The following is a 24693-nucleotide window of genomic DNA, read 5'->3' as shown; positions in this document are numbered from 1 at the left end:
ATATGTAATATGTAATAAATATAACGTATTTAAGAAATAACTAGCGATAATGTTCCCTTATCGTGGGTTATTTGGCAATGGCGTTGATTTACCGCCCCAAACCAATGAAGGAGCTCCTTATGAATGCATCGAGACCGCAAGACGCCACCGTACCGGCTCCCGCGCCGCGCTCGGCCGGGCGAGGCATCTCGGAGCTCGACGTCTGGTCTGCCGCCGATACGCTGCTGATGGCGGGGCAGCGGCCGACCATCGAGCGTATTCGGCAGCAATTGGGGCGGGGCTCGCCGAATACGGTCAGCCCGTATCTCGACGCGTGGTTTGCCGGGCTCGGCGCGCGGTTGAAGTGGGCGTCCGGCGGGGGTGGTATCGCCGGTTTGCCCGAGGGTGTGGCAATGCCGGAGACGGTGGCGCGCGCGGCCATGGATCTGTGGGCGTTGGCGCTGACGGAAGGGCGTGACGCGTTAGCGGAAGAGGCGGCATCGCGCCGCGCGGTGCTGGATGCTCGCGAGGCGGCGCTTGCCGCCGACCGGGAAGCGTTGGAGCAAGCGCGCGCCGTGCTGCATGAGCGTGTCGCCTCTGCCGAGGTGGCAGCGGCGGATGCGCGGCAAGCGCGCGATGAAGCGCAGGCGCAGGCCCGCCGCGCCGAAGCATTGTTGATCGATGCGCAGGCTGACGCTGTCACGTCTCGTCAGGCGGTGGCGGACGCGCGCGTCGCGGCGCAGGCCACGCTTGATGCTCATGCCGAACAACGTGCGGAATGGGATGTCGAGCGCCAGCGCCTCAACGAGCGGGCCGAAGCTAACGAGCGTCGCCTGCTGCTGGAACTGGACACTGCGCGCGAGTCGATCAAGGCGCTCCAGCAAGAGCGCAAGCAGCATCAGCGGCAGTTGCAGGACACCGAGACCGAACTTGCGACGCTCACCGAAGCGCAACACGAGCTGCGTTCGTCCAAGGCGGTGCAGGATTCGTTGATTGCCCGGTTACGCGAGCAGGTCAGTGCGCAAGAATCGCTGGTCGCGATGTATCAGACCACGTTGGCCGCTGTGCCGGCGACGAGCACAGGCCTATCGTCTGCGGGGGCGTCCGTCGCGAGGAAACGACGTGCGAGTCATGCAGCCGCACCTGCCACGTCAGTGCTTCGACGTGGGCGCAGGGCGGCATAGCCATTGGTCTTGCAGAGCAAAGGGGACGTGCGCGGCGGGCGCATCACGTCCATCGCGCCGCGCCGCATAGAGCTCACTTCACCAGCGCCACCGTCGGCAACGGTGCGTCCCATCCGCCGCCTAACGCTCGGAAGGTCGCCACGGCTGCCCGCGCATTGTCCGCTTGCACGCGGGCGTCGGCATCGCGCACCGTCAGCAGTTGGCGGTCGGCGTCCAGCACCTCATAAAGACTCACCGTGCCGCCGGTATAGGCATCCTGAGCACTGTCGCGTGCCCGCGTCTGTGCCTCGACGGCACTCGCCAGATCTTTGCGTTGCTGTTCCAGCTCGACTAGCGTGACCACGGCGTTTTCCACATCTTCCGTGGCGTGCAACATCGACAACCGATATTGCGCGAGCGCCTGCGCGTTCGCCCCACGCGCCTGCGCCACCTCGGCGTCGATCCGGCCGAAGTCGAACAATCGCCAGCGCAGCCCAAGCGCGGCTAACGGCTGGAACGTCGCCACGCTGGGGACGCGTCCCCCAGCGAGCGTATCGAACCCGAGCACACCAGACAGTGAGAGCTTCGGGTAGTACTCGGCGAGCGATGCGCCGATGCGCTCATTCGACGCGGCCAGTTGGCGCTCCGCCGCGATGACATCGGGCCGGCGGCGCAGCAAGTCGGCTGGCGCACTCGCATCGCCAATCGCCGGAATGGCAAGCGGTCGGGCATGCAGATCGTCGTCCTGTGTGGCGGCGCTCATCCGTCGCGCGTACGTACCGGGCGCGGCCCCCATCAAGACATCCAGCCGGTTGAGTTGCGTCTCGCGCTCGATGCGCAGCGGCGGCAACGTCGTGCGTGCCTGCGCCAGCAAGGCCTCCGACTGCGCCATCTCACGCGCGGTGGCCAACCCGTCTTTCAGGCGCAAGCGCACGATCTCCACGAGCCGGGCATCCGTCTCGATCTGGTCTTGCGCGATGGCCAGACGCCGCTGCGCGGCACGCACGCGAAAGTAGGCGTCGGCGGCTTCGGCAACGATGCTCACCCGCACACCGTCACGCTGGGCTTCTGCCGCCTGCGCCAGCGCTCCGGCCGCTTGCGCCGAGCGTTGCAGGCCGCCAAACAGGTCCACCTCCCAACTCGCACCCACGCCAATGTCGTAGATCGTCATGTTCCGGTTGTAGCCCGGAATCGTGCGCGCCACGGTGCCGAGCGGCCCGTCGAGCGACTGATGCTCGCGCGTCACGCTGCCGTCTAGCGAGAGTGACGGCAGTTGCTGCGCACCGGCTTGCAGTGCTTGGGCGCGGGCCTGTTCGACGCGCGCCATCGCTGCCTGCAAGTCGAGATTCTGCGCCAGCGCCTGCTGCACGATGCCGGTCAGCACCGGGTCGTGAAAGCCCACCCACCACTCGTCGAGTGCCGGCGCAACCGTGGCCCCGGCGGTGCCGTCCGCTGACTTCCGATCGGCGTCGCGTTGGGTCAACAGGGCGCCGTTGGCGAAATGCGCGGGCAGATCCGCTGCGGGACGAACGTAATCGGGACCGACGGCGCAGCCTGCCAGCGCGCTCACGGATATCGCCAGCAATGCCGTTCGGAAATTCAACAAAGTCGGCAATGTCGGCCGGGGCGGCCGGATCGGGAGGGGCATTTTCGAGAGCGTCGGCGAGAAGGTGTTCATGGCGGCGAGGGATTGGGTGCGTTGAATTACGAGTTACTTGCAAGATGATAGTTGCAACTCTATACTCACTTTCATTGTGAAAGCAACCCCTCGTTGCCGGTGTCGCTTTGACATCTCTCACGCCTCCAAGACCGCTTACGCCACTTGAATGAAGAAGGATTGACCTCCATGACTTCCCCGAGCACAACCGCCCCGCAAGCCACACCGGCCAATCAGCAATCTTCGGTATCTCCGTCCAGCGGCGCGCGGCGCCGCTTCGCGCTGCGAGGCGCGGTGGCCGTGGCGGCCATTGCCGCACTGGGCTATGGGGTGCATTGGTGGACGACGGCGCGGTTCTTCGAGTCGACTGACGACGCTTACGTCGGCGGCGACGTCACCGTGCTCGGCCCGAAAGTCCCGGGTTACATCGCGCAGGTGCTGGTGACGGACAACCAGCCCGTGCATGCGGGCGATGTGCTGGTGCGACTCGATGACCGCGATTACCGCGCCGCGCTCGCGAAGGCGGAAGGTGCCGTGGCGGCCCAGCAGGCGTTGCTCGCCAACCTCGATGCCACCGCGCGACTGCAAACCGCCGTGATCGCGCAGGCACGCGCCAGCGTGGTCGCGGTGGCGGCCGATGCGCGCCGCGCCCATGACGATCAGGTGCGCTATCAGGACCTCGTGGCCAAGGCGGCCGTCTCGGTGCAAAGCGCACAGAAGGCGGACGCCGATTACAAGCAACTCGCCGCCAACCGTGACCGCGCCGAGGCGGGGGCGGTCGCCGCAGAGCGCCAGATCGACGTGATCGCGACCCAGAAGCAACAGGCGCAAGCGGCTTTGGCGCAGGCCGTGGCCGAGCGTGACATTGCGAAACTCAATCTGGAAGACACCGTCGTGCGGGCGCCGGTCGACGGCACGGTCGGCAATCGGCGGGCACGACCGGGTGCCTACGCATCGACGGGCACGCAGTTGCTTGCCATCGTGCCGGCACACGGCCTTTGGGTCGACGCCAACTTCAAGGAGGGGCAACTGGCGCGCTTGCGGCCGGGCATGCCCGTGAAGATTGAAGCCGACGTGCTGCCGGGGCGAGTGTTCCACGGTCATGTGGCGAGTCTGGCACCCGCGACGGGGGCGCAGTTCAGCGTGTTGCCACCCGAAAATGCGACGGGCAACTTCACGAAGATCGTGCAGCGTGTGCCGGTTCGCGTGCTGCTCGATGAGGCTGACGGCCGTCTGGGCACGTTACGCCCGGGGCTGTCCGTGACGGCGGAAGTCGATGCCCGTGCGGGTGACGATGCTGTCGCCGCGCCGGGTGCTGCCAAGGTGGCGGCACGATGAGCGCCGCGCATACCGGCGCGGCCTTACCGGCCGGGCTGCCGCAGCCGACGCCACCGGGGGATGGTAGTGCCGGCGACTCCCCAAGGCCCGGACAGCCCGCGAACGACTCCCGGCCCATGCCGCTTGTCGTCGCTGGCAGCACGCCACCGGGCACAGGCGGAGGATTTTCCGTCGAATCGATGTCGACGCAGGCCAAGGTCATCGCCTTCATGACGATGGTCGTGGGCATGTTCATCGCGTTGCTCGATATCCAGATCGTCTCGGCGTCGCTCAAGGACATCGGCGGCGGTCTGTCGGCAGGGGCTGATGAAACCGCGTGGGTGCAGACCAGCTACCTGATCGCGGAAATCATCGTGATTCCGCTCTCGGGCTGGCTGTCGCGCGTGATGTCGACGCGGTGGATCTTTGCCGCCTCGGCGGCCGGTTTCACCATCGCGAGCCTGCTTTGCGGTGCCGCGTGGAATATCCAGAGCATGATCGCGTTCCGCGCGCTGCAAGGGTTTCTCGGCGGCTCGATGATTCCGCTGGTGTTCACGACGGCGTTTGCGTTCTTCAGCGGTCCGCAACGCGTGTTGGCGGCGGCGGTGGTCGGCGGGTTGTCGTCACTGGCGCCGACCCTCGGTCCGACCATCGGCGGCTGGATTACCGATAACTACTCGTGGCACTGGCTGTTCTTCATCAATCTGGTGCCGGGCATTTTCGTGACGATTACCGTGCCGCTGCTAGTGCGCATCGACCGTCCTAACTGGTCGCTGCTGCGAGGCGCCGATTATCTCGGCATGGTCCTGATGGCGGTGTTCCTCGGCTGTCTTGAATACACGCTGGAAGAAGGGCCGCGTTGGGACTGGTTTGGCGACGCGACCATTCGTACAACGGCGTGGCTGGCAGGGCTGTGCGGGGTAGCGTTCCTCTGGAGAAGTCTCACGTACGCGCAACCGCTGGTGGATTTGCGGGCGCTGAAGGAGCGCAACTTCGCACTCGGCTGCTTCTTCTCGTTTGCAACCGGCATCGGCATTTTCGCGACGATCTATCTGACGCCGGTGTTCCTTGGGCGCGTGCGTGGGTTCTCGGCCTTCGAGATCGGCATGGCGGTGTTCTCCACCGGTGTCTTCCAACTGCTGTCGATTCCGCTGTACGCGATGCTCGCCAACCGGGTGGACCTGCGCATTCTGATGATGGGCGGGATTGGGGCGTTCGCGTTGTCGATGTGGCAGTTCGCGCCGATCACGCATGACTGGGGCGCGGCACAACTGATGTTGCCGCAAGCATTGCGCGGGGCGGGGCAGCAGTTCGCCGTGGCGCCGATTGTCACGTTGACGTTGGGCAGCCTGCCGCCCGCGCGGCTGCGGCTCGCCTCGGGGCTGTTCAATCTGATGCGAAATCTCGGCGGCGCCATCGGCATTGCCGTGTGTACCACGGTGCTCAACGACCGCACGAACCTGCACTTCTTCCGGCTCGCCGAGCAACTGGGCGAGGGGAGTCCGGCGGTCGGTGCGTGGCTGGCAGGTGTGGGGTCGCGTATGAGTGCCTCCGGGCTCGACGCGATCGATGCGCAGACGGCGGCGCTTCGCCAACTCTGGCTGCTGACGTTACGAGAAGCACAAACGATCACGTTCGGCGATATCTACGGCGGCATGAGTCTGATGTTCTTCGCCGTGACGTTGATGGTGCCGCTGATGCGCAAGGTAGCGCCCCCGAAAGCGCCTAGCGCGGACGCGCATTGAGTGCGGTGCATTGGAATTCACTTTAAACAATTGACATCGCAAATGTTCGATAAGTGATTGATTTGTCGTTGACGGGAATCATCCGGCTGGCGTCGATTCTCGTCGCAGTGACATATGGAGACGCTGGCCGGCTTGCCCGCCGGCGTCGACGCGCTTATGCTCACTTGCATGGTAATAGGCAGCGTCGGCCCGTGTCAGTCATGGCCGGGCGCGCCCGATGTCAAGAACTCGCGAGGACCCCCTTATGCAACGAAAGACTTTCCGCGACATGCAATGTCCCATCGCCCGCAGCCTGGAGCGCGTCGGCGAATGGTGGAGCATTCTGATTCTGCGTGAGGCCGGTTACGGGACGACGCGCTTCGACGACTTCCAGCGCCGGCTCGATATCGCGCCGAATATGCTGACGCGCCGACTTAATGCATTGGTTGAAGAAGGGCTGCTGGAGCGCCGTCAGTATTGCGATCGGCCGCCACGCTTCGAGTACGTGCTGACGGATGCGGGCCGTGATTTCCGCCCGGTCCTGTGGGCGTTGCTCGCATGGGGGAATCGGCATTTCGCGCCAGAAGGCATCGCTGCGCAACTGATCGATCAGGAGACCGGCGAGGTGGTTGAGCCCGTGGTGGTCGATGCCAAGACGGGTGTGCGGCTCGATCCGAAGCGCCATATCCCGGCCGCCGGGCCGGTGGCGAATGAAGGGATGCGGGCACGGCTTGCGCGAGCGGCGGCATTCGCCACAGGCCAGCCGTTACCGGAAGTCGCGACGCGTGAAGCGGCCGACGAGGTGGATACCGCGTCGCAGTAATCTGCCGCTCGATCCGGCGTTCAGCCTGACGTTCAGGCCATTGCCGGGGCGCTGGGCGGTGAAGCGAGCAAGCGGGCGAACGCGTCACTGGTCAACGGTTTGCCCAGCAGGAAGCCCTGCATTTCGTCGCAAGCCAGGGTCTTGAGCGCGGCACGCTGCGAGTCGGTTTCCACGCCTTCGGCCACCACATCCATGTCCAGCGAGTGGGCCAGCGCGATGATGGCCGACACGACGGCGCTGCCTTCGCGCCCGTGCGTATCCAGTCCATTGGTGAAGAAGCGATCCATCTTCAACTGCTTCACCCGGAAGCGTTGCAGATAGGCGAGGCTCGAATAGCCGGTGCCGAAGTCATCGATGGCGACTTCGAAGCCGCGATCCTGAAACGACCGGATCACGTCGATGGTGTGCTGCGCATCGAACATCGCCACCGTTTCGGTAATCTCGAACATCAGCCGGTCGCACTCGATGCCGGCACCTTCCACGATCGCCACAATATTCTCGACGAGCTGCGACTGCGCCAACTGGCGCGGCGACAGGTTGATGGCGACCTTCACGCGCGGCAGGCCGGCGGCGTCCCAGCCCCGAATGTGCTCGCAGGTCGCGCGCACTACCCAGTAACCAATCTGCACGATCTGCCCGGTACGCTCGGCCACCGGGATGAAATCCACCGGCTGCAATTCACCGAACTGCGGGTGTGTCAGGCGCAGCAGGGCTTCCGCGCCGGCCAGCGCTTCGGTGTCGCCGCGATACTTCGGCTGGAAGTGCAGCGAGAAATACTGTTCGCTTTCCGCGTCATGCAGCGCCTGCTGGATCTCCCACGTGCGCTGGGCCGCAGCGTTCATGCGCGGCTCGAAATAACGGAAGATGCCGCGCCCGGCGCGCTTGGCTTCATACATGGCCGTATCCGCATGCTTGAGCAGGACGTCGATGCTCTCGCCGTCGTCGGGATAGACCGCGACCCCGATACTCGGCATGACGTGCAGCGACTGGTTGCCCACGCGCAGTCCGTCGCGCATGTCGTCGAGCAGGCGTTGGGCCACGCGCCCCGCGACGTCCGAGGACGACAGCGAACCCAACAGCACCACGAATTCGTCGCCGCCGAGCCGGGCCACCACGTCGTCGCCGTTCACGTTCTTGCGCAGGCGCTTGGCAAACGCGCGCAGCACGTCGTCGCCTACGTTATGGCCGAGTGAATCGTTGATAGTCTTGAATCCGTCCAGATCCATGAACAACACGGCGAAGCGGCGTTGGTCGCGGCGCGAGTTGATCAGCATGCGCGCGGCCGCGTCGTGCAGCGCGCGGCGGTTGGGCAGGTCGGTCAGCGCGTCGTATGTCGCCATGCGGGCGATCTGTGTGTTCAGTTGCAGCACCGAATTGGCGAGGAAGCTGGTGCGGGCGTCAAGGCGGGAGACGAGCAGGGTGGTGGCCAGAATCAGGAACGTGAACAGGCTCACGGTCGTGACGAGCCATGGCGAGCTGACCGACGAGGCCGCGCCGCACACTGCGCCCGGGGCGAAGTTGGCCGCGGCCATGCCGGTGTAATGCATGGCGGTGATGGCCAGCCCCATGACCACCGCCGCGCCGACGCGCTTGGCCATCACGTAGCGCAGGCTGCCGTCGCGCAGCGTCTGAGCGATCCACAGGGCGGCCGTCGCGGCGGCAATGGCGATGAGGATCGAGGCGCAGAAGAGCACTGGATCGTAGTCGATGCCCGGCTCCATGCGCATCGCGGCCATGCCGGCGTAGTGCATGGCGGCGATGCCGACACCGAGCGTGGTGCCCGCGCCGGCCAGCCGCCACGCAGTAAAGCGCTCGCTGGCAACCAGCCAGAGCGCGGCCCACGAGATGAGAATGGCGATGCCGAGCGATCCGGCCGTGATGAAGGGGTCGTACCCCAGCGGGATCGACGCGTGCGACGTCAGCGGCGACCACGAGGGCGACAGCGAGAGCGCCAGCATGCCAATGAAATGCATTGACCAGATGCCGATGCCCATGGCGGTCGCACCGACAGCCAGCCACGCGTGGCGCATGCCACGGTGGGTCAGGAGATAGATGCGCCCCGAGAGATCGAGCGCTGTGAACGACGCCAGTACGGCAACCGCGAGCGATAACGCAACGAGCCAACCACTGTACGAACTCGACATAAGAAAACCGACCGAAAAGTCCCGCTTATCTGGTTATCGGCAACGTTGACCGATAGTTGAGGGTCGCGCGTCAGAAATTTTCTGACACGGCACCTACCGTCCGTGCCAGGTCGACGGGCGCCAAGGGATCGGCCGAAGCGCGGCGACCTGCACCGATCTCGACAGTACCCATGCCATAGTGAATAATCCGTTCATACCCGCTCCCGCCCGTGGTTTTCGGGGGAGACAGCCGCCGTGACCGCAATCGGATTCATGCGCGGTCCTGGATGTGCCGGGCTGCAAAACCGGGGGCAGAATTCGACAGCCCTCGATTTTGCCTGATTTCCGCGGGATTTCCTCGCACTGCATTCAATCTTGATGGCCAACTTGCCCGCCGGAGCCGTGATATGCGCATTCGCATGGGGCTGTTGCAAGTGCTGTGGGTGTGTGGAATAGCGGTCGCGACGGCAATGCCGGTGGCCGCAGCAGGGCCGGAGGCAGGTGCCTCGAACGGTGCGGCCAGCCAGACGGGCGCGACGCCGGTCGACGCGTCACGGGCCACGGATGCACAAGGCGATGTGGCGCCAAGTCCGGACACGTCGGCGGTCGCCACGCCGGACGGGGTGGCGCTGCGCTTCATGGACCGTCCCATCGTGACCTTCCATGGCACGGTGGCCGGGGCGACGCCCGCCGTGCGGGCTGCCCGCGCACAAGCCGTGCTGGAAAGCCTGCCGCCCGGCGCGTTCGATGCCCCGGTCGACCTGTTGCGCGGCTCGCTCAGCGGTGTGTCGGGCATCGCCTTCCGCTTGCAGGACCGCATTCTCTTTGCCCTCACGCCTGACGATCTCGCGCCGGGTGACGCCCGCTCGCTCGATGCGGCCGCCGCCGACGTGCGTGCCCGGCTGCAAGTGGCCTTTGCGGCGCGCCGTGAGCAACTCCATTGGCCGACCATTCTGCGCGGCGTGGCGCTCAGCGCGCTGGCGACCGGGGTGCTGGCCCTGCTGGTGCTGGGCGTCGGCCGCATGCGTGCCCGGCTTGAGAAGAAGTTGCAGGAGACGCTCGAGAAGCGCGTCTTGCAGCGCACCGCCCGCACCTTCGACTGGACCGGCTCTGCCGTGCATCTGGTGCATCAGATCGTGCAGATCGGCGCCGTGTGTCTGGCGCTCGCCTTTGCCTATCTCTATCTGATCTTCGTCCTGCTGCAATTTCCGGCCAGTCAGCCGCTGGCCGGCCGGCTGTCCGACTTCCTTTGGTCACTCGTCGACCGTTTCGGGCTGGGCGTGGCCAGCGCGATCCCGGGCGTCATGACCGTGATCGTGATCTTTCTGCTCACGCGGGCCCTGCAAAGCCTGATCAACAATATCTTCGACGCCGTGCAGACCGGCCGCCTGACCATTCCCGGCATGCATCCGGAGACGGCCGGGGCGACCCGGCGCGTGGTCTCGGTCGGGGTGTGGGTGCTGGCGATCACGTTTGCCTATCCGTACATGCCGGGCGCGCAGAGCGATGTGTTCAAAGGGCTGTCGGTGTTGCTGGGCCTGATGGTCACGATCGGATCGAGCGGCATCGTCAACCAACTGATGAGCGGGATGGTGGTGATTTACAGCCGGGCGCTCAAGAAGGGCGATCTGGTGTCGATCGGCGACGCCACCGGTGTCGTGCTGGGCGTGGATGCGCTGTCCGTGAAGATTCTCAATCAGGCGCGCGAAGAGCTGACCATTCCCAACGCGGTGGTGGTCGCGTCCACCGTGCGCAACTATTCCGCACAAGGGCGCCAGCAGGGCGTGGCCATCAGCACCACGCTCACGATCGGTTATGACGCGCCGTGGCGGCAAGTTCACGCGATGTTGCTTGAGGCCGCCCGCGAGACGCCGCAAGTGGCCGCGCATCCCGAGCCGTACGTGTTGCAGCGCGCGCTCTCCGACTTCTACGCCGAGTACGAGGTCTTTGCGACGCTGCGTGACCCGTCGACACGTTTCGCGGCCGTTTCTGCGTTGCACGAGAACATTCAGGACGTATTCAACCGCTACGGCGTGCAAATCATGTCGCCGCACTTCGAAGAGCAGCCCGAGTCGCCGCTCGTCATTCGTCCGGAACATTGGCATCCCGCCCCCGCGCCAGCCCCGAGCGCCGCATCGGCGCGCACGGCACCGCCGGCACCACAAGAACAAGGAGAAGCTCATGGCCGCTAAATCCAGACCCTCGTCTGCCTCATCGTCGTCAGCAGCTCGCCGGGCGCCTTCTGCCAGCACTAGCGCTCCTGCGGCCTCGGCGGCCGAGACGGCATCGACCGCGCCCGTGGCACCTGCGGCACCGGTGATTCCGTTCGAGACCCGGGTTGCCGCTGGCCGCAAGCTGCGCGACAAGACGCCGCGCAGCAGCCAGTCGCATCTCGGCAATACCGACCGCGATGTCGTCGAGTTGCTGCGCATCAGCAGTGAAGGGCGCGTGGCCTCGCTGGTGCCGTTGCGCTATGGCCGCATGCTCGCGTCGCCGTTTGCGTTCTACCGTGGCAGCGCCATCGTGCAGGCGCACGATCTCGCGGGCACCCCGAACTCGGGGCTCACGATGCAGATCTGCGGCGACTGCCATCTGGCCAACTTCGGCGGGTTTGCCACGCCGGAGCGCGCGTTGATCTTCGACCTGAACGATTTCGACGAAACGGCGCCGGGCCCGTGGGAGTGGGATATCAAGCGACTCGTGGTCAGTCTGGTGCTGGCCGCACGGCAATTCGGGTTTGGGGACACGCTGGGTGTCGAGATGGTGCGCACCGCCGTCGATAGCTATGCCCGTCGTCTGGACGAATATGCGCGGATGTCGACCATTGCGCTCTGGCACGAGCAGATCACGTTCGAGCGCATGTTGAATCTGGCCGAGACTGACCGGGTGCGGGAGGGCGTCAAACGGGGCATCGCCCGTGCGACCGGACGCACGCACGAAAACGTGCTGCCCAAGTTCGCCCAGCAGGTCGGCGGCCACTGGCAGATTCGCGACACGCCGCCGACGGTCTTCCACGTGCACGGTGCGACCACATTGTTCGGTCCGGAAGACGACTGGCTCGGCACGGGCGACTGGCGTACGCTGTTCGACCCTGTTTATAAGAGTTACGTGAGTTCGCTGCCGCCCGATCGTGCGCGCATGCTCGCCAACTACACGCAGCAGGATCTGGCGTTCAAGGTGGTGGGCGTGGGCAGTGTCGGCACACGCTGTCTGGTGCTGCTGATGATGGACGCGCACGAGCAGCCGCTGTTCCTCCAGTTCAAGGAAGCGTCGAAGTCGGTGGTGTCACGGTTCTTCAAGAACGTGACGCCCAAGCACGACGGCCGCCGTGTGGTCGAGGGACAACGCCTGATGCAGGCGGCCTCGGACGCGTTTCTCGGCTGGGGCAGCGGGCCGTTCGGGCGGTGCATCTACGGGCGGCAGTTGCGCGATATGAAGATTTCCGCGCAGTTCGAACTGTTCCGTGCCGAAGGTTTCCGTGAATACGCGGGCCTGTGCGGCTGGGTGCTCGCCCGTGCGCATGCGAAGGCTGGCGGTTGTGCGGCAGAGCAACTGGGTTACGTGGGCAAGGGCATTCGCCTTGGCGAGGCGCTGATCCATTACGCCACCGACTATGCCGATCAGGTCGAGCGCGACTACGAAGTGTTCCGCAAGGCTTGCCGCGACGGGCGGCTCGAAGCACGAACCGACGCCGACATGGCTGCCGATTTTGCCGCTTGAGGATGCTGTTTGAGAATGCCGATGCAACGTTTATGGGCACGCACCGTGCTCGCGGTTCGCAAGTTGGCGCGATGGGTGTCGCGAACGCCGACGTTGATTGTCTGGAGCGGGGTCGCCATCTCGGTGCTGCTCACCGTGGTGGCGGCCGCCTTGCTTTACGAGGGGCGCCTGCTGGTGCTCGCCCGTGCGGCCGACAACCAGCGCAACATCGCGCTGGTGCTCGAGCGCGACCTTGAACTCAACTTCCAGCTTTATGAAGCCTCGCTCGACGCCGTCGTGCAGGTGTTGGCACGCCCCGATATCGACGCGCTGTCGCCTGCGTTGCGCCGGGAGCTGATCTTCGAGCGGGCGGGCGCCTCACAGCATATCGGTTCGCTGGTAGTACTCGACACCCATGGGGACGTGGTGATCGATGCCGCCAGTGAGGTGCCGCGCGCGACCAATCTCGGCGATCGCGATTACTTCACCGTGCATCGCGATCATCCCAATGCCGGTCTCTATGTCAGCGGCTTCATTCACTCGCGCTTGCGCAACAACGTACCGACGATGGTGCTGAGCCGCCGCATCTCCCGGCCGGATGGTTCGTTTGGCGGCATTGTGTCGCTCTCGGTCGACACCGAGTATTTCCGCCAGTTGTTCGAGCACATCGAAGTGGGGCGGCAGGGCGTGATTCTGTTGCTGGGCAAGGACGGCGCGATCTTGATGCGCAAGCCTTACGACCCGTCGGTCATCGGCAAGACCATGGCGCAGACCGGGCGCTATGAAGCGATGCCGCCGCCGGAGCATGACGAGCGAAAGATCTATCCGATCCGCTTCGAAGGGCGGCCGAGTCTGATGACGCAGCAGTTTCTGGACAACGCCCCGATCACCTTGATCGTGGTGACGTCGAGCGACGATGCACTGGCGCCGTGGCGCAAGCGTGTCTACGCGTTCGGGGGCCTGTTCGCCGTGCTGATTACGGGGTTCGTCGGCACGTCATTTCTGTTGGCCGCCCAGTTGCGGCGCCGCTTGCGGGCCGAGCGCGAGCTGCGGTTGCTGGCCCGTACCGACGGGCTGACCGGGCTTTCGAACCGCCGGTCGCTGGACAAGACACTCGCCAACGAGTGGCGGCGTATGCGGCGCATCGGGCGGCCAATGTCTGTGGCGTTTGTCGATATCGACTGGTTCAAGCGCTACAACGATACGCACGGGCACCAGGCTGGCGACGCGGCACTGGCAGCGGTGGCGGGGGCCATCGGGGCGGCGCTGCAACGGCCGTCGGACAGCGCGGGGCGATATGGCGGCGAGGAGTTCATTGCCGTCATGCCCGATACGGACGAAGCCGGTGCGCAGCGCGTGGCGGAGTCGATTCGTCTGCGGGTGGAGCAACTCAATCTCGAACATGCCGCCAGTGATCTTGGCCGTGTGAGTGTCAGCGTCGGTGTGGCCTCGCGCCGCCCGCGCGGACGCGAGATGGTCGACGGGTTGGTGAAGGCCGCCGACGACGCCCTCTATCGGGCCAAATCTACCGGTCGCAATCGCGTTACCGTCGCACCGGCCAACGAATAAGGCCTCACGAATAGGTCTCACACCGCCCCGTGTTTTGCCCGGTTTCGTAGGAATTCTCCGATGCCGGGCAGCGATCTCTCGATTTTCTTCAGAATTTTCTTCATCTCATGTCACTTTCAGTTGGTTTTTCAACCAACTGATTTTGCACGTCTTTTTTGTTGATTTTCACTGCCTGCGCGCGCCGCAGCCATCCTTGCCAGCATTCGCCTACACGTCTTTCAGACTCCGCCGATTCGCCCGGCGAAACCGGCTATCTACAATCGGTTTCAACAAGTCCGGTGACAGACGCAACAGCAGACAGCGGTGAAAGCCAAGTCCAAAGCCGTCGCCGGGCAGCAGTTCAAGGAGTCATTCATCGTGGCGACGGAAAAGACAGCAGGCGACGCCGATCAGGCATCAGGGAGCCGGAGCAGCCGGGGCGGAAACGATCCGCGCAAAGACGCGGACACCCAACCGCGAGCGGGTGTGCACAGCGTGCCGGGCGAGCCGCAAGAGACGGCTGGTCGCACGGTCCATGCCCGCTCGCGGGGCCCGTCGGCAGACGACACGGCGTTGCGTGATGCCGTTCGCCGGGCGCTGACCGAAGCGAGCGATCTCGACGTGACGAACGCCGATGTGACCGTGACCTCGGGGCTGGTGATCCTCACGGGCTATGTGCCCGAGCGCTGGATGCAGCACGTCGCGCAGACCGTCGTCGCGAAGGTGGCGGGCGTCACCGGTGTCGACAACCGGCTGCACGAGCGGCGCGGCAAGACCATGAGCCGTCCGGGCGAAAGCCAGGAAGGCCACAAGATTTGAGATCGATAGATCAACGAATTCCAGACGTAGCGCCGCGCTCAATGCACGCGGCGGTGCGTCAGGTCTGAAGCAGCACTTAAGCCGTAATTAAGCAGTAATTAAGCAGTAATGAAGCAACACTCAGGCATGTCCCCCGGGCGAGGGGAATCACAAGAGACTCTTTTGGGAGGTCAACAAATGAAACAAGCCAATCTGCTCAAGCTCATCATTGCGGGCGCACTTGCCACCACCGGTATCGCAGCACACGCGCTGGATCAAGGCGGGATCATCAAGATTGCCGACAATGCCAGCGCCAGCGGTGCCATGAGCGACACGGGCCGCAAGATCGATGACTCGGCACTGACCGCCAAGGTCAAGGCAGAGTTGCTCGCCAAGAAGGACGTGCCTTCGACGAAGGTGCATGTGACCACCCGTCACGGTGTGGTTCACCTCACGGGGTCGGTGCCGCAATCGGCCCAGAAGACGCTCGTCGTGGATACCGTCAAGGGTGTCGATGGCGTGGTGGACGTGAAGGACGACATCAAGGTGATGGCGCAGTAACCCGCCAATCGCTCCGCAGTAAATCCGTGACATCCGTGACAGAAGTTTCGCAACGCGGCCCGAGGGCCCGTTGCGAACCCACAGGAAGACAAGGAGATACATCATGACTATGCAAACCGGCCGGGGCCCTGCGCCCCAATCAGGCGCACGCATCGTAGGCTCGACGACCCAACTGCCCGATGGTCCGGGCCCGTCGGTGATGGCCGCCGACACGCTCGACGCGGAAGACGTCGTGAACCCCGCAGGCGATAGCCTCGGCAAGGTCAAGCACATCATGCTCGACGTGCAGCGCGGCACTGTGGCCTACGCCGTGTTGTCGTTCGGCGGGTTCCTCGGCATGGGCGACAAGCTGTTCGCCATTCCGTGGCATGCCCTGCAACTCGACGTGGAAAACAAGCGTTTCATCCTCAACGTCGATAAGGAAGTGCTCAAGAAGGCCCCCGGGTTCGACAAGGACCACTGGCCGACCATGGGCGATCTGCACTGGGCCGAACAGGTCCACACGTATTACACCGTCGACCCTTACTGGCATTGAGCCCGGAGGTCACTTGCTCATGCCGCGCACATCCACAACACGCCGGCTGACGCAGGCCCCCCGTCTGTATGCGCATTTGCCCGAGCCTTTTGATCCGGGCAAACCGCCCGGGACACCGCCGCCGCGATCGCCTCCGAATGAGGACGAGCCGACGCCGATGCCCCCGCCTGACCGACCGCTTGATCCGCCTGTGGAAGAGCCGCCGCTGCGGCCGCCCGGCAAATACGTCGCCAGCATCAGTGAAGGGGGCTTCGTCGACCAAAGCCAGACCGGCAAGGGAGAAAAGTCATGCTTGGCACTATCTTGTTGATTGTCTTGATTCTGATGTTGATCGGTGCGGTGCCGGCCTGGCCGCATAGCCGTGGATGGGGGTACTACCCGTCCGGCGGTATCGGTCTCATCGTTCTCATCGTGCTGATACTCGTCCTGATGGGACACATCTGACGGTCACTCCGTCTGATGGATCGTACGAACCCTGTCGCGTAAGCCTGCCAATGCATGGGCTCGCGTGATGGGGCGAGTACCGATCGCGTTGATGATCGCGTGGAGATTGTGAACAAGGAGCGCCTGTCATGCCGTATCGCCAGACCCACGAGCTGCCGGCCAGCGTCAAGGACCATCTGCCGGCACATGCGCAGGAGATTTACCTCAAGGCGTTTAATTCCGCTTGGGACGAATACCGTGAACCCGCCGAGCGCCGAGGCCACGAGTCGCGCGAAGAAACCGCGCACAAGGTGGCCTGGTCGGCGGTGAAGAAGACCTACGAAAAGGATGAATCGTCCGGTCAGTGGCACGCGAAAAAGTCGCACCACTGATCGAATGCCGTCCCCCAATGCGATTGCTCCGGCCCCCGCAGCCGATGAGCAATCGCACCTTGCCGGCCCTGGAGGCCGGTTTTTTTTGGGGCGCGCACGATGCCATGGCGTCATTTTGCGTTGCAAGGCAAAGCGGGGTGATATGTCAGTGGTTGCCCGGATTCATGAAGTTTCGGGGTTGCTGCATTGCAGCGCACGTCCGGCAAGATGATGCGGATTGCCGTAAAATCGCACCCTATGAGTTCCCCCCAAGTCCTTCCCGTCGATGCAGCCGAAGCGCTGCCCCCGTCGTCCATTCCCGTCTGGCTCTCGTTTGTCGCACTCGCGATGGGCGGGTTCGCGATCGGGACGGGCGAGTTTGTCATCATGGGCCTGCTGCCCGATGTCGCCCGTGGTCTGAACATCACGATTCCGCAAGCCGGTCATGCCATCAGCACCTATGCGCTGGGCGTGGTCATCGGCGCGCCGTTGCTTGCCGTGCTCGGCGTGCGTTTGCCCCGGCGCCTCTTCCTGATTGCACTGATGGCGATGTTTGCGATCGGCAATTTTGCCAGTGCGCTCGCCCCGGGCTATCTCTCGCTCATCGGTCTGCGCTTTCTGAGCGGTTTGCCGCACGGCACCTATTTCGGTGTGGCGGCGCTGGTCGGTGCATCGCTCGTGCCGCCGCACCGGCGGGTGCATGCCGTCGGTCAGGTCATGCTCGGCCTGACGCTGGCGACACTCTTCGGCGTGCCACTCGCCGCCGGGCTCGGTCAATGGCTGGGCTGGCGCGCGGCCTTCGTCCTCGTGGGTGCGATTGGTACGCTCACGGCCGTGCTGGTCTGGCGCTGGGTGCCGAATGTGCCGGCTCCGCACGGTGCGAGCCCGTTGCGTGAACTGGCGGCGCTGCGAAGCTCGCAGGTCTGGCTCACGCTGGGTATCGGGGCGATCGGCTTCGGTGGCATGTTTGCCGTGTTCAGCTACATCAAACCGACGCTCATGCAAGTGGCGGGTGTGCCCGAAGCGTGGGTGCCGTTCTATCTGGCGCTGTTCGGTGTCGGCATGGTTGGCGGCACCATCATCGGGCCGCGGCTCGTCGGTGCCACCTCGCTGATGCGTGCCATCGGCGGCACGTTGATCTGGTCGGCGCTGCTGCTTGGCGCATTCACGTTTACCGCCGCCAGTCCGTGGCTTGCCGGTATCAATGTGCTCGCCATCGGCACCATCATCATCATCGGGCCGGCTTTGCAGATTCGACTGATGGATGTGGCCGGTGAAGCACAGACGCTGGCGGCGGCGCTCAATCACTCCGCCTTCAATATGGCCAACGCCGCCGGCGCATGGCTCGGCGGCGTGGCCATTACGGCCGGTTATGGCTGGACTTCCACCGGCTGGGTCGGTGCCTTGCTGTCTTGCGCGGGCATGCTGATGTTCTTCTGGGCACGCCACGACGCTCGCCGGAAGGCCCGGTAACACAGCCCCTGCATCACGAACATCGCGACGAAAGCGAGCGGATAAGCCCACCAGATGCCGGTCAGCCCGGCCATCCGCTCGAAGATCAGGGCAGCCGGCACTTCGATGCCGAGCAGCCCGATCATCCCCAGCGCCATCGGCACCCATACCTTGCCGCCAGCGCGCATGGCGCCCGTCATGACCGCTGTCAGGCCCATCACCGGCACGCTCCACGCCGTGACGTAAAGCAGGTGCGTCGCGAGCGCCAAGACTTCCGGGTCGGTCAGAAAGCCGCGCATGATCAGCGGCGCCGTCAGACAGACCAACGCCGTCAGCACCCCCGTCATTCCCAGATTACACAGGAAACCCGTCCGCACGATCGCATCGATGCGATCGCTTCTGCCTGCGCCGATGGCATGCGCGCACAGGATCGAGGCGGTGATGCCGAACGTCATGATGGGCAGTTGCAGCCAGCTCATCACTTGCGTGACGGCACCATACGCGGCGGTAGCGTTCGCTCCGTGGCGATTCACCATGCCGAGCAACGCCATTTCTGCGATGGCCATCGTCAGCATCTGCATCGCGGCAGGCACGCCGATGCGCAGGATGCCCCGGGCAAGATCAGGTCGAAATTGGACGTTGCGCCACAGACCGGCACCCGGTGCGAGCGCGTGCGCCTTGCGTCGCCAGTACATCGCCATCCAGAGCAGGGCGACGGAAAACGCGATCAGGGTCGACGCGGCGGCGCTCGCCACGCCCAGCTTCGGGAGCGGCCCCCATCCATCGATGAAGGCGGGCGTGAGGCACAGCGCGAGCACGGTCGCGATCAGCAACGTGAAGAGCGGCGACACCGCGTCGCCCGTGCCCCGGCTCATCGACGTCGTCAGCCAGAGCAAATACACGATGGGCATGCCGATGAGCATCCACCGCGCATAACGCGTGGCGTCGTCGATCACTTCCAGCGGAGTACCGAGAGCTCGCATGAGCGGCGTGGCAAGCCACCCGCCGAGCACGCTGGTGACGACGCCCGCGACAAGCATCATCAACAACGCCGTCGCCGCGATGTTTCTAACGCGGACCAAATCCCGTGCCCCCCATGCCTGTCCGATCATCACGGTGGCACCGGCCGACAGCCCAATGACGATGGCGAGCAGAAAGAAGAAGACCGGGAAGAATGCGGATACGGCGGCAATCGCCTGCGTGCCGATCAGGTGGCCGAGATAGATGCCGTCGACGGTGCCCGCGATCGATTGCAGCGCGTTGGTCAGCATCATCGGCACGGCGATCAGGAGCCACGTCCGCCAGAGCGGGCGCGGCGGTGCCGGTGAGGGGGGCGGTGGTGCTTTGATTTCGGTTGTCATGGTTTTCTCAAGGCAAGTTTGCGATGAAATTTCAGGGGAATTTCGGGCAAAGCGGGGCCCTCCGGTGCGGCAGTCCGACCGGTGAGCGGGGAATCGCAGGGAGACGGGCGCGCGGGCCCGGCGGGTTATTCGGTGATGCGTTCGGCGAGATCGTCGGTTGACGTCAGGCGCAGCAGATACTCGCGCACGTCGTCCGGCCAGCCGGCGATGCGTTTGCCGAGGGCGTCGAAGTCGTTGGCAAACAGCGCGCGCGAGGCTTCTTCGAATTCCGGCAGATCACCTGCCATCGTCGACATGAAGCGATAGGCGCGCTCCTGTGCTCGACGGATCAGGTCGCGACTGGCGAACTTGCGGCGGGCTTCTTCAACCAGCTTGCGCAAGACGACGGACGCGCCGCCGGGCTGCTCGGCCAGCCAGTCCCAATGACGCGGGAGCAGCGTGACTTCGCGCGCGACGACACCGAGCTTCGGGCGGCCACGGCTTTTGGCGGGAGCTTGGGGGGCGTCGGTGGTGTCGATGGCGCCGGAAACGGGTTGCGCAAGCGTCGCATCACTCGCTGCGACAGGTGCCGCGACGGGGCGATAGCGTTCCCGAATGTCGGCAGCGGTGCCGCGAACATCCACATCGCGCGTGTCGCCGGTCAGGTCGTCGAAGATCAGCACCGGCAGGTGCGTGTCGATGAGGGACGCCTGCTGGAAGGCAATGGCGGCGTCGGCCAGCGAGCCGACGGCAATGCGGCGCATGCCGCGAAAGACGGTATAGGTAGGGACGGTAGCGGGCGGGACGGCAGCGGGCGTGACGGACACGGCGAATCTCCGGTAATGAATCAGGTACCGGCGAATATTACCCGGGTGTTATTTGAATTGCAATATTACCCGGGTAATAATTTTGATCGCTGTTTTTGGCGGGCAGTGATTGAGTGAAGGCGTGTCAGGCGGTCAATGCCACGCCGCCCGAGAGGCGTTCGAGCACGGTGGCGCGCACGGCGGCGGGGGCGTCGTCCAGCAGCTTGGGCCATGCGGCCTGTGCTTCGGAGACGGTTTCGCGGGCAATCGTCATCATCCGCGAGACGCGCAGCAGACCGGCGCCCTTCAACAGCGCTTCGAGGGCCGGCCAACCGAACGCACGCAGCGTCTTGTCGATGGCGCGATTCACACCGTAGTGCGATGCGGGCACGTCGTGGAAAAACGCCGCCACGCATACCGGGTCATAGACCGGCGCGAGTTGCGGTGTGTGGGCGTCGGGATAGGTCAGCGCCCAGTTCTTGAGGTGCGCGTCGGTATTGCCCAGCAGGATGAAGGCAATCAGACGCCGCATGAATTCCCGCACATCCTGCACGGGCTGTGCCGAGAGTTGGTCGAGCACACGCAGCATCGTCGTATAGTCGACGTCGAGCCCGCGTCCGTACTTGCTGCGCGGCGGGTACTGAAGCACTTGCGCAAACTCTTCCATATGCACGCGCCGCCCGTCGGGCAGCCGGTCAAATCGCGGCACGGCCAGAATATGTTCGAACGGGACCTGCTCGGGCAGATCGGCGTCACGGCGCGAGATGATCTCTGCCTTGGCGCAGTCGAGCCCCAACGCTTCGCACAGCCGATAGCCGGTGAATTCGTTTTCGACCAGATCGGGGTGACGCGTCGTGGGCAATTTGAGAATGACCGACCCGGCGCGGCCTTGACGCTTGACGACATAGCGCCGGCCATCGCGTACCGCCGAGAACTTGGTGACGACGCCCGGCAATGACGCGGCGTCTTCAACCGGCGTGTCGACGAAACCGGGCTCGATCATTTCGAGCCCGAGTGCCGTATGCCAGCGATGCACGACGTCGGGCACGCCTTCGCGCGGCGGCACGGGTTCGACTTCGAGCGCCCCCATCAGATCGTGGCCCGCCGCAGCGAGCAACTCGAATTCATCATCGGGGCTGCAACGCCGTTCGGCGGCGAGGCGCTCGCGATTGTGGCCTTCGGGCAGCAGATTCTCGAAGTACACGGGCCACCGGCCGTCCGTGCGCACCAGCCGGGCGTCCTGCGGGGATCTGAGAATGTCGCGAGTGGCGTTTTCGCTGGCGCCGCGATAGGCGAGCGAGAGCGTCGGGCGGCGCGCGTCGGCGATGTAATCCTCGTCGAACGACATGCGAAGAATGTCACCGTATTGCGACAGATAGCCGACGGGGCGGCGGCTCCCGTCGGGCATATGCAGATAGGCGCGCAGGTACTTGATGTTCATGAGCGGGAGGGCGTGGGACGCGGTGTCGTGCCGGACGAGGCCAGCGTTTCAACGATAGATGGCGGGGCAGATACACCGCTGGGCTGGCCCAGATACTTGCCGCCGGAGCGCAGAAACGCTTCGACTTCCTGACGCAGACTCGCGGGGACGAGCATCGGTTCGAGATCGAGCGCGCGCGCCATTTCCAGTACCGTCGACATCCGCGGATCCAGCGCGCCTGACTCGGCCTTCTGGACAGTCATGCGCGATAGGCCGGCGCGTTCTCCGAGGTCGGATTGCGTGAGACCTGCTTCTTTGCGTGCGGCGATCAGTGTGTCGAGAAAGCTCATCTTGATGTGCTTTTTCAAAGAAATGATGCTTTATCTTAGCATCGCACACGCAGGTTTGCTAGAAAAGATAATAAAAGATAGCTTATTCGTAAAAAAGATAATGATAGTTATCTTTTTGTGATTGGCGCTTCTCACTCGTCGTGGAACTTGCCCCGCGTCGCTTTCACCCGCGAACGCACTTGCTTGGCATCCCGGCGTCGCATCTGACTGCCGAGCGTTGGACGCGTGGGAATGCGGCGACGCGGAGGAATGGCGGCGGCATCGACCAGTGCCTGCAAGCGTGCCAATGCATCGGCGCGATTGAGTTCCTGAGAGCGGTGCTGCTGAGCTTTGAGCACGATGACGCCATCTTGGGTGATGCGCTGATCGAGACGGGAAAGCAGGCGCGCCTTGACGTCATCGGGCAGCGACGAGCGCATGACGTCGAAGCGGAGATGGATGGCACTTGAGACTTTGTTGACGTTCTGCCCGCCAGCGCCTTGAGCGCGCATGGCAGTGAGTTCGACGTCTTCGGGGGCGATGAGAATGCGACGGTTCATGGGGGAAGGATAACGTCCCGGCCATGCGGCTCACAAGCGGGTGAGCACATAAACGGCAAAGCCCGTGATCGTGTTGAGACCCATAAGCGATCAATAAGCGATCAATAAGCGCATGCCGGCGATGTCGCATCGAGAGACGCGAGATCGCCGGCATGGACGCGGGCACGATGCGTGCCGGTGAGATCAGCGTGGCGGCGACACCACCACGAACTGGACGACCGTGCCCGAGTACACGGGCTGATACCAGGTCGAGCCGCAATGCTGATACGCCACGGTGCCCACTACAGTACTGACGCAACTCGGGGGCAAGCTGGCTACCGTCGAGCCGATGATCGCCGCCGACATGCCGATCGTGACCGCGGCGGCCACCGGATCGTACCAGCCACCTCCCCAATACGGTGGGGGCGGAGGCGGCGGAGGCGGCGGAGGTGGCGGTGGCGGGGGCGGCGGATGCGGCCCCGGCCCGGGTCCGGGCCCCGGCGGAGGCGGCGGGGGATGCGGACCGGGACCAGGACCAGGACCGGGAGGCGGTGGCGGCGGATGCGGATCAGGTCCGGGCCCCGGCCCCGGGCCCGGCGGATGGGGGCCCCGGTCCCGGTCCTGGACCCGGGCCGGGTGGCGCGGGGTGTGGCCCCGGCCCCGGCTGCGGCGATGGGTTAGGTCCGGGCCCCGGCCCGGGCGGCTGGCCGCCGTTGTGGGGCGGTCCACCGGAAGGCCCGCCCGCGTTGGCGTGCATGGGCGTGTTGCCACCCGGTGCACCGCCACGCTGCATGCCACCCGCGCCAGCGCCGGCATTTGCCATGCCGCCGCCGTGAAAACCGCCGCCGCCACCGCCACCATGCAGACTGGTCCGCGCACCGCCACGGAATCCGAATCCGAAGCTATGGGTCGAGACGACGGCGAAGGTGGCCGCGACCGTCAGGCAGATCGCTCGCATCGCGGGGCGGCTTGCGGGCTTGCGGTGGATCGCCGTCGATGGCGTGCCTGAAGGCAAGGAAGTCATCCGGGTCATTGTCGACCTCCCTGCGTTTGTCCAGTCTGGCGCTCGGGTCCGTCTTGCGGCGGCCCGGGCGGACGCATCTCAATACGCTGCGCGCCGGCGGGCACCTGATAGGTGAACGTTCCCGCCGCGAACGCCGGATTGACGTTCCACCGGTAATTCACGGAATGCCGCGGTCGCGACGGCTGGGTGGTATCGGTAATGACGAACCGGCAAGGCAGGGGCCGCGAACCGGCTCGAATCCACAGTTCCCAATCAACATCGGGTTGCTGATACGCGTAGTGATTGCACCATTCACCATTCACGCGATCGAGCCCGATGAACAGCGCCGAGCGCAATTGAGCGGCGTCGTCAGGGTCCATGCCCCAATAAAACAGATCGGCCAGCGGGAGTCCGATGCCGTACTTCTGATCGATATCCCGTGCCAGTGCATCGATGGTCGGCGGCGCGTCGACCCGGCTGTAGAAGCGCTTGCCCTGTGACTCGTCGTAGAGCGTGAACGTTTTGCCGTTATAGACAAAGCCGCGATTGCGCGCTTGGCCGGTGACCACTGCGCGGACCTTGTCGGGGCGCTGCACCGACATGTCAGTGTGATGCAGGAAGCCTACGTTCTGGCCGGTGCTCAACACGGCGTCGGTGACCGAATCTGCCTCCACGTGAAAGCGCTGCAAGGTTCTCAGGTAACGACTCATTTTCGTCAACGCATCGACGGCGCCTTGCTGTTTCTCCGGCATGCCTTGCACCGGGAGCGTGCTGTCCGAGGCGGGGGCCTGTGCGGAGACTGAGTAAGACGCCAGCGCAATGGCGGCCGCCGCACCGAATGTCAGTGTGCGAGTCAGCATGCGCGTCAGCCCGCAATCAGGGTGATCCGGGCCATGGGGAAGCGTTCGTCGGGAAGACATGGATGGCACTGTGTGACCTCATTCAAAGGGCGGGTGTGAACGGGACGACAACAACGTGCTGGGGCGCCGCATATCGGCGCAAGGGAGGCAGGGCGGGTCACGAATCGTTGACCCGCACAAATATACCGGCAAGGCCGCGTGACCATCGGGTCGGGTAGGAACA

Annotated in this window: 22 protein-coding genes; 13 read left to right on the top strand and 9 right to left on the bottom strand. The window is 64.7% G+C overall.

Features of this window, described 5'->3' with window-relative positions:
* The first annotated feature begins 119 nt into the window (after nucleotides 1–119).
* On the top strand, nucleotides 120–1163 hold the full coding sequence (locus tag CDV46_RS26295; RefSeq protein ID WP_176399208.1) for a DNA-binding protein: 1044 nt from the start codon (nucleotides 120–122) through the stop codon (nucleotides 1161–1163).
* A gap of 73 nt (nucleotides 1164–1236) precedes the next feature.
* Here the strand turns inward: CDV46_RS26295 and CDV46_RS26290 are convergent, their stop codons facing one another.
* Complete coding sequence (locus CDV46_RS26290; RefSeq protein WP_087726113.1) at nucleotides 1237–2790, bottom strand: efflux transporter outer membrane subunit; 1554 nt, start codon at nucleotides 2788–2790, stop codon at nucleotides 1237–1239.
* A gap of 198 nt (nucleotides 2791–2988) precedes the next feature.
* Here CDV46_RS26290 and CDV46_RS26285 point away from each other — a divergent pair, with 198 nt between their 5' ends.
* The 3 genes from CDV46_RS26285 (at nucleotide 2989) to CDV46_RS26275 (ending at nucleotide 6663) form a co-directional block, all read left to right on the top strand.
* Nucleotides 2989–4137, top strand: a complete 1149-nt coding sequence (locus CDV46_RS26285; RefSeq protein ID WP_087726009.1) for an HlyD family secretion protein — start codon at nucleotides 2989–2991, stop codon at nucleotides 4135–4137.
* A gap of 179 nt (nucleotides 4138–4316) precedes the next feature.
* A complete protein-coding gene (locus tag CDV46_RS26280) occupies nucleotides 4317–5861 on the top strand; it encodes a DHA2 family efflux MFS transporter permease subunit (protein WP_254916246.1) in 1545 nt (514 codons plus the stop codon).
* Nucleotides 5862–6105: 244 nt separating this feature from the next.
* Nucleotides 6106–6663: a winged helix-turn-helix transcriptional regulator gene (locus CDV46_RS26275; RefSeq protein ID WP_087689000.1), complete on the top strand. Its 558-nt coding sequence runs from the start codon at nucleotides 6106–6108 to the stop codon at nucleotides 6661–6663.
* 32 nt (nucleotides 6664–6695) lie between these two features.
* Here CDV46_RS26275 and CDV46_RS26270 read toward each other — a convergent pair whose 3' ends face one another.
* The gene (locus tag CDV46_RS26270) at nucleotides 6696–8807 is read right to left on the bottom strand and encodes a putative bifunctional diguanylate cyclase/phosphodiesterase (RefSeq protein ID WP_087688999.1); all 2112 of its coding nucleotides are present in this window, start codon (nucleotides 8805–8807) and stop codon (nucleotides 6696–6698) included.
* 386 nt (nucleotides 8808–9193) lie between these two features.
* Here CDV46_RS26270 and CDV46_RS26265 point away from each other — a divergent pair, with 386 nt between their 5' ends.
* The 9 genes from CDV46_RS26265 (at nucleotide 9194) to CDV46_RS26225 (ending at nucleotide 18194) form a co-directional block, all read left to right on the top strand.
* Nucleotides 9194–10978: a mechanosensitive ion channel family protein gene (locus tag CDV46_RS26265; RefSeq protein WP_176399207.1), complete on the top strand. Its 1785-nt coding sequence runs from the start codon at nucleotides 9194–9196 to the stop codon at nucleotides 10976–10978.
* The gene (locus CDV46_RS26260; RefSeq protein WP_087726006.1) at nucleotides 10968–12506 is read left to right on the top strand and encodes a DUF2252 domain-containing protein; all 1539 of its coding nucleotides are present in this window, start codon (nucleotides 10968–10970) and stop codon (nucleotides 12504–12506) included. Before CDV46_RS26265 ends, CDV46_RS26260 begins: the two co-directional genes overlap by 11 nt.
* 21 nt (nucleotides 12507–12527) lie before the next feature.
* Entirely contained in the window at nucleotides 12528–14054 is a 1527-nt protein-coding gene (locus CDV46_RS26255) for a diguanylate cyclase (RefSeq protein ID WP_176399206.1), read from the top strand.
* Between the two features lie 303 nt (nucleotides 14055–14357).
* A complete protein-coding gene (locus CDV46_RS26250) occupies nucleotides 14358–14852 on the top strand; it encodes a BON domain-containing protein (protein ID WP_087726004.1) in 495 nt (164 codons plus the stop codon).
* Between the two features lie 177 nt (nucleotides 14853–15029).
* Nucleotides 15030–15392 (top strand): BON domain-containing protein, encoded by a 363-nt coding sequence (locus tag CDV46_RS26245; RefSeq protein WP_087726001.1) that lies wholly within the window; start codon nucleotides 15030–15032, stop codon nucleotides 15390–15392.
* 103 nt (nucleotides 15393–15495) lie between these two features.
* The gene (locus CDV46_RS26240) at nucleotides 15496–15927 is read left to right on the top strand and encodes a PRC-barrel domain-containing protein (RefSeq protein WP_087688993.1); all 432 of its coding nucleotides are present in this window, start codon (nucleotides 15496–15498) and stop codon (nucleotides 15925–15927) included.
* A 288-nt stretch (nucleotides 15928–16215) separates the two neighbouring features.
* Nucleotides 16216–16371 carry a DUF3309 family protein gene (locus tag CDV46_RS26235; RefSeq protein ID WP_084656217.1) on the top strand — a complete coding sequence of 52 codons (156 nt, stop codon included), beginning with the start codon at nucleotides 16216–16218 and terminating at the stop codon, nucleotides 16369–16371.
* Between the two features lie 128 nt (nucleotides 16372–16499).
* Nucleotides 16500–16742 (top strand): ChaB family protein, encoded by a 243-nt coding sequence (locus CDV46_RS26230; protein WP_087688992.1) that lies wholly within the window; start codon nucleotides 16500–16502, stop codon nucleotides 16740–16742.
* 237 nt (nucleotides 16743–16979) lie between these two features.
* A complete protein-coding gene (locus CDV46_RS26225; RefSeq protein WP_058378838.1) occupies nucleotides 16980–18194 on the top strand; it encodes an MFS transporter in 1215 nt (404 codons plus the stop codon).
* On the opposite strand, the gene CDV46_RS26220 is transcribed toward CDV46_RS26225, so the two are convergent.
* From CDV46_RS26220 to CDV46_RS26190, 7 genes are all read right to left on the bottom strand, one after another.
* A complete protein-coding gene (locus CDV46_RS26220; protein WP_217896774.1) occupies nucleotides 18092–19534 on the bottom strand; it encodes an MATE family efflux transporter in 1443 nt (480 codons plus the stop codon). The genes CDV46_RS26225 and CDV46_RS26220 overlap by 103 nt on opposite strands.
* Before the next feature lie 125 nt (nucleotides 19535–19659).
* Entirely contained in the window at nucleotides 19660–20340 is a 681-nt protein-coding gene (locus CDV46_RS26215) for a DUF2239 family protein (RefSeq protein ID WP_254916232.1), read from the bottom strand.
* A 124-nt stretch (nucleotides 20341–20464) separates the two neighbouring features.
* Nucleotides 20465–21760 (bottom strand): type II toxin-antitoxin system HipA family toxin, encoded by a 1296-nt coding sequence (locus CDV46_RS26210; RefSeq protein ID WP_087688991.1) that lies wholly within the window; start codon nucleotides 21758–21760, stop codon nucleotides 20465–20467.
* Complete coding sequence (locus CDV46_RS26205) at nucleotides 21757–22089, bottom strand: helix-turn-helix domain-containing protein (protein ID WP_170936014.1); 333 nt, start codon at nucleotides 22087–22089, stop codon at nucleotides 21757–21759. Before CDV46_RS26205 ends, CDV46_RS26210 begins: the two co-directional genes overlap by 4 nt.
* 131 nt (nucleotides 22090–22220) lie before the next feature.
* Nucleotides 22221–22628, bottom strand: a complete 408-nt coding sequence (gene arfB, locus CDV46_RS26200) for an alternative ribosome rescue aminoacyl-tRNA hydrolase ArfB (RefSeq protein ID WP_058378835.1) — start codon at nucleotides 22626–22628, stop codon at nucleotides 22221–22223.
* Between the two features lie 183 nt (nucleotides 22629–22811).
* Complete coding sequence (locus CDV46_RS26975; RefSeq protein WP_140413490.1) at nucleotides 22812–22997, bottom strand: hypothetical protein; 186 nt, start codon at nucleotides 22995–22997, stop codon at nucleotides 22812–22814.
* Between the two features lie 639 nt (nucleotides 22998–23636).
* The gene (locus CDV46_RS26190; RefSeq protein ID WP_176399205.1) at nucleotides 23637–24470 is read right to left on the bottom strand and encodes a DUF2092 domain-containing protein; all 834 of its coding nucleotides are present in this window, start codon (nucleotides 24468–24470) and stop codon (nucleotides 23637–23639) included.
* Nucleotides 24471–24693 lie beyond the last annotated feature (223 nt).

It is taken from the genome of Pandoraea sp. PE-S2T-3 (assembly GCF_002179965.1).
In the GTDB taxonomy this organism is placed as follows: domain Bacteria; phylum Pseudomonadota; class Gammaproteobacteria; order Burkholderiales; family Burkholderiaceae; genus Pandoraea.
This window is presented reverse-complemented; position numbering and strand designations above follow the sequence as displayed.

Coding starts and splice junctions, on each gene's coding strand:
- CDV46_RS26295 (WP_176399208.1), top strand. CDS start 120: ATGAATGCATCGAGACCGCAAGACGCCACCGTACCGGCTCCCGCGCCG.
- CDV46_RS26290 (WP_087726113.1), bottom strand. CDS start 2,790: ATGCCCCTCCCGATCCGGCCGCCCCGGCCGACATTGCCGACTTTGTTG.
- CDV46_RS26285 (WP_087726009.1), top strand. CDS start 2,989: ATGACTTCCCCGAGCACAACCGCCCCGCAAGCCACACCGGCCAATCAG.
- CDV46_RS26280 (WP_254916246.1), top strand. CDS start 4,317: ATGTCGACGCAGGCCAAGGTCATCGCCTTCATGACGATGGTCGTGGGC.
- CDV46_RS26275 (WP_087689000.1), top strand. CDS start 6,106: ATGCAACGAAAGACTTTCCGCGACATGCAATGTCCCATCGCCCGCAGC.
- CDV46_RS26270 (WP_087688999.1), bottom strand. CDS start 8,807: ATGTCGAGTTCGTACAGTGGTTGGCTCGTTGCGTTATCGCTCGCGGTT.
- CDV46_RS26265 (WP_176399207.1), top strand. CDS start 9,194: ATGCGCATTCGCATGGGGCTGTTGCAAGTGCTGTGGGTGTGTGGAATA.
- CDV46_RS26260 (WP_087726006.1), top strand. CDS start 10,968: ATGGCCGCTAAATCCAGACCCTCGTCTGCCTCATCGTCGTCAGCAGCT.
- CDV46_RS26255 (WP_176399206.1), top strand. CDS start 12,528: ATGCAACGTTTATGGGCACGCACCGTGCTCGCGGTTCGCAAGTTGGCG.
- CDV46_RS26245 (WP_087726001.1), top strand. CDS start 15,030: ATGAAACAAGCCAATCTGCTCAAGCTCATCATTGCGGGCGCACTTGCC.
- CDV46_RS26240 (WP_087688993.1), top strand. CDS start 15,496: ATGACTATGCAAACCGGCCGGGGCCCTGCGCCCCAATCAGGCGCACGC.
- CDV46_RS26235 (WP_084656217.1), top strand. CDS start 16,216: ATGCTTGGCACTATCTTGTTGATTGTCTTGATTCTGATGTTGATCGGT.
- CDV46_RS26230 (WP_087688992.1), top strand. CDS start 16,500: ATGCCGTATCGCCAGACCCACGAGCTGCCGGCCAGCGTCAAGGACCAT.
- CDV46_RS26225 (WP_058378838.1), top strand. CDS start 16,980: ATGAGTTCCCCCCAAGTCCTTCCCGTCGATGCAGCCGAAGCGCTGCCC.
- CDV46_RS26220 (WP_217896774.1), bottom strand. CDS start 19,534: ATGACAACCGAAATCAAAGCACCACCGCCCCCCTCACCGGCACCGCCG.
- CDV46_RS26210 (WP_087688991.1), bottom strand. CDS start 21,760: ATGAACATCAAGTACCTGCGCGCCTATCTGCATATGCCCGACGGGAGC.
- CDV46_RS26205 (WP_170936014.1), bottom strand. CDS start 22,089: ATGAGCTTTCTCGACACACTGATCGCCGCACGCAAAGAAGCAGGTCTC.
- arfB (WP_058378835.1), bottom strand. CDS start 22,628: ATGAACCGTCGCATTCTCATCGCCCCCGAAGACGTCGAACTCACTGCC.
- CDV46_RS26190 (WP_176399205.1), bottom strand. CDS start 24,470: ATGCTGACTCGCACACTGACATTCGGTGCGGCGGCCGCCATTGCGCTG.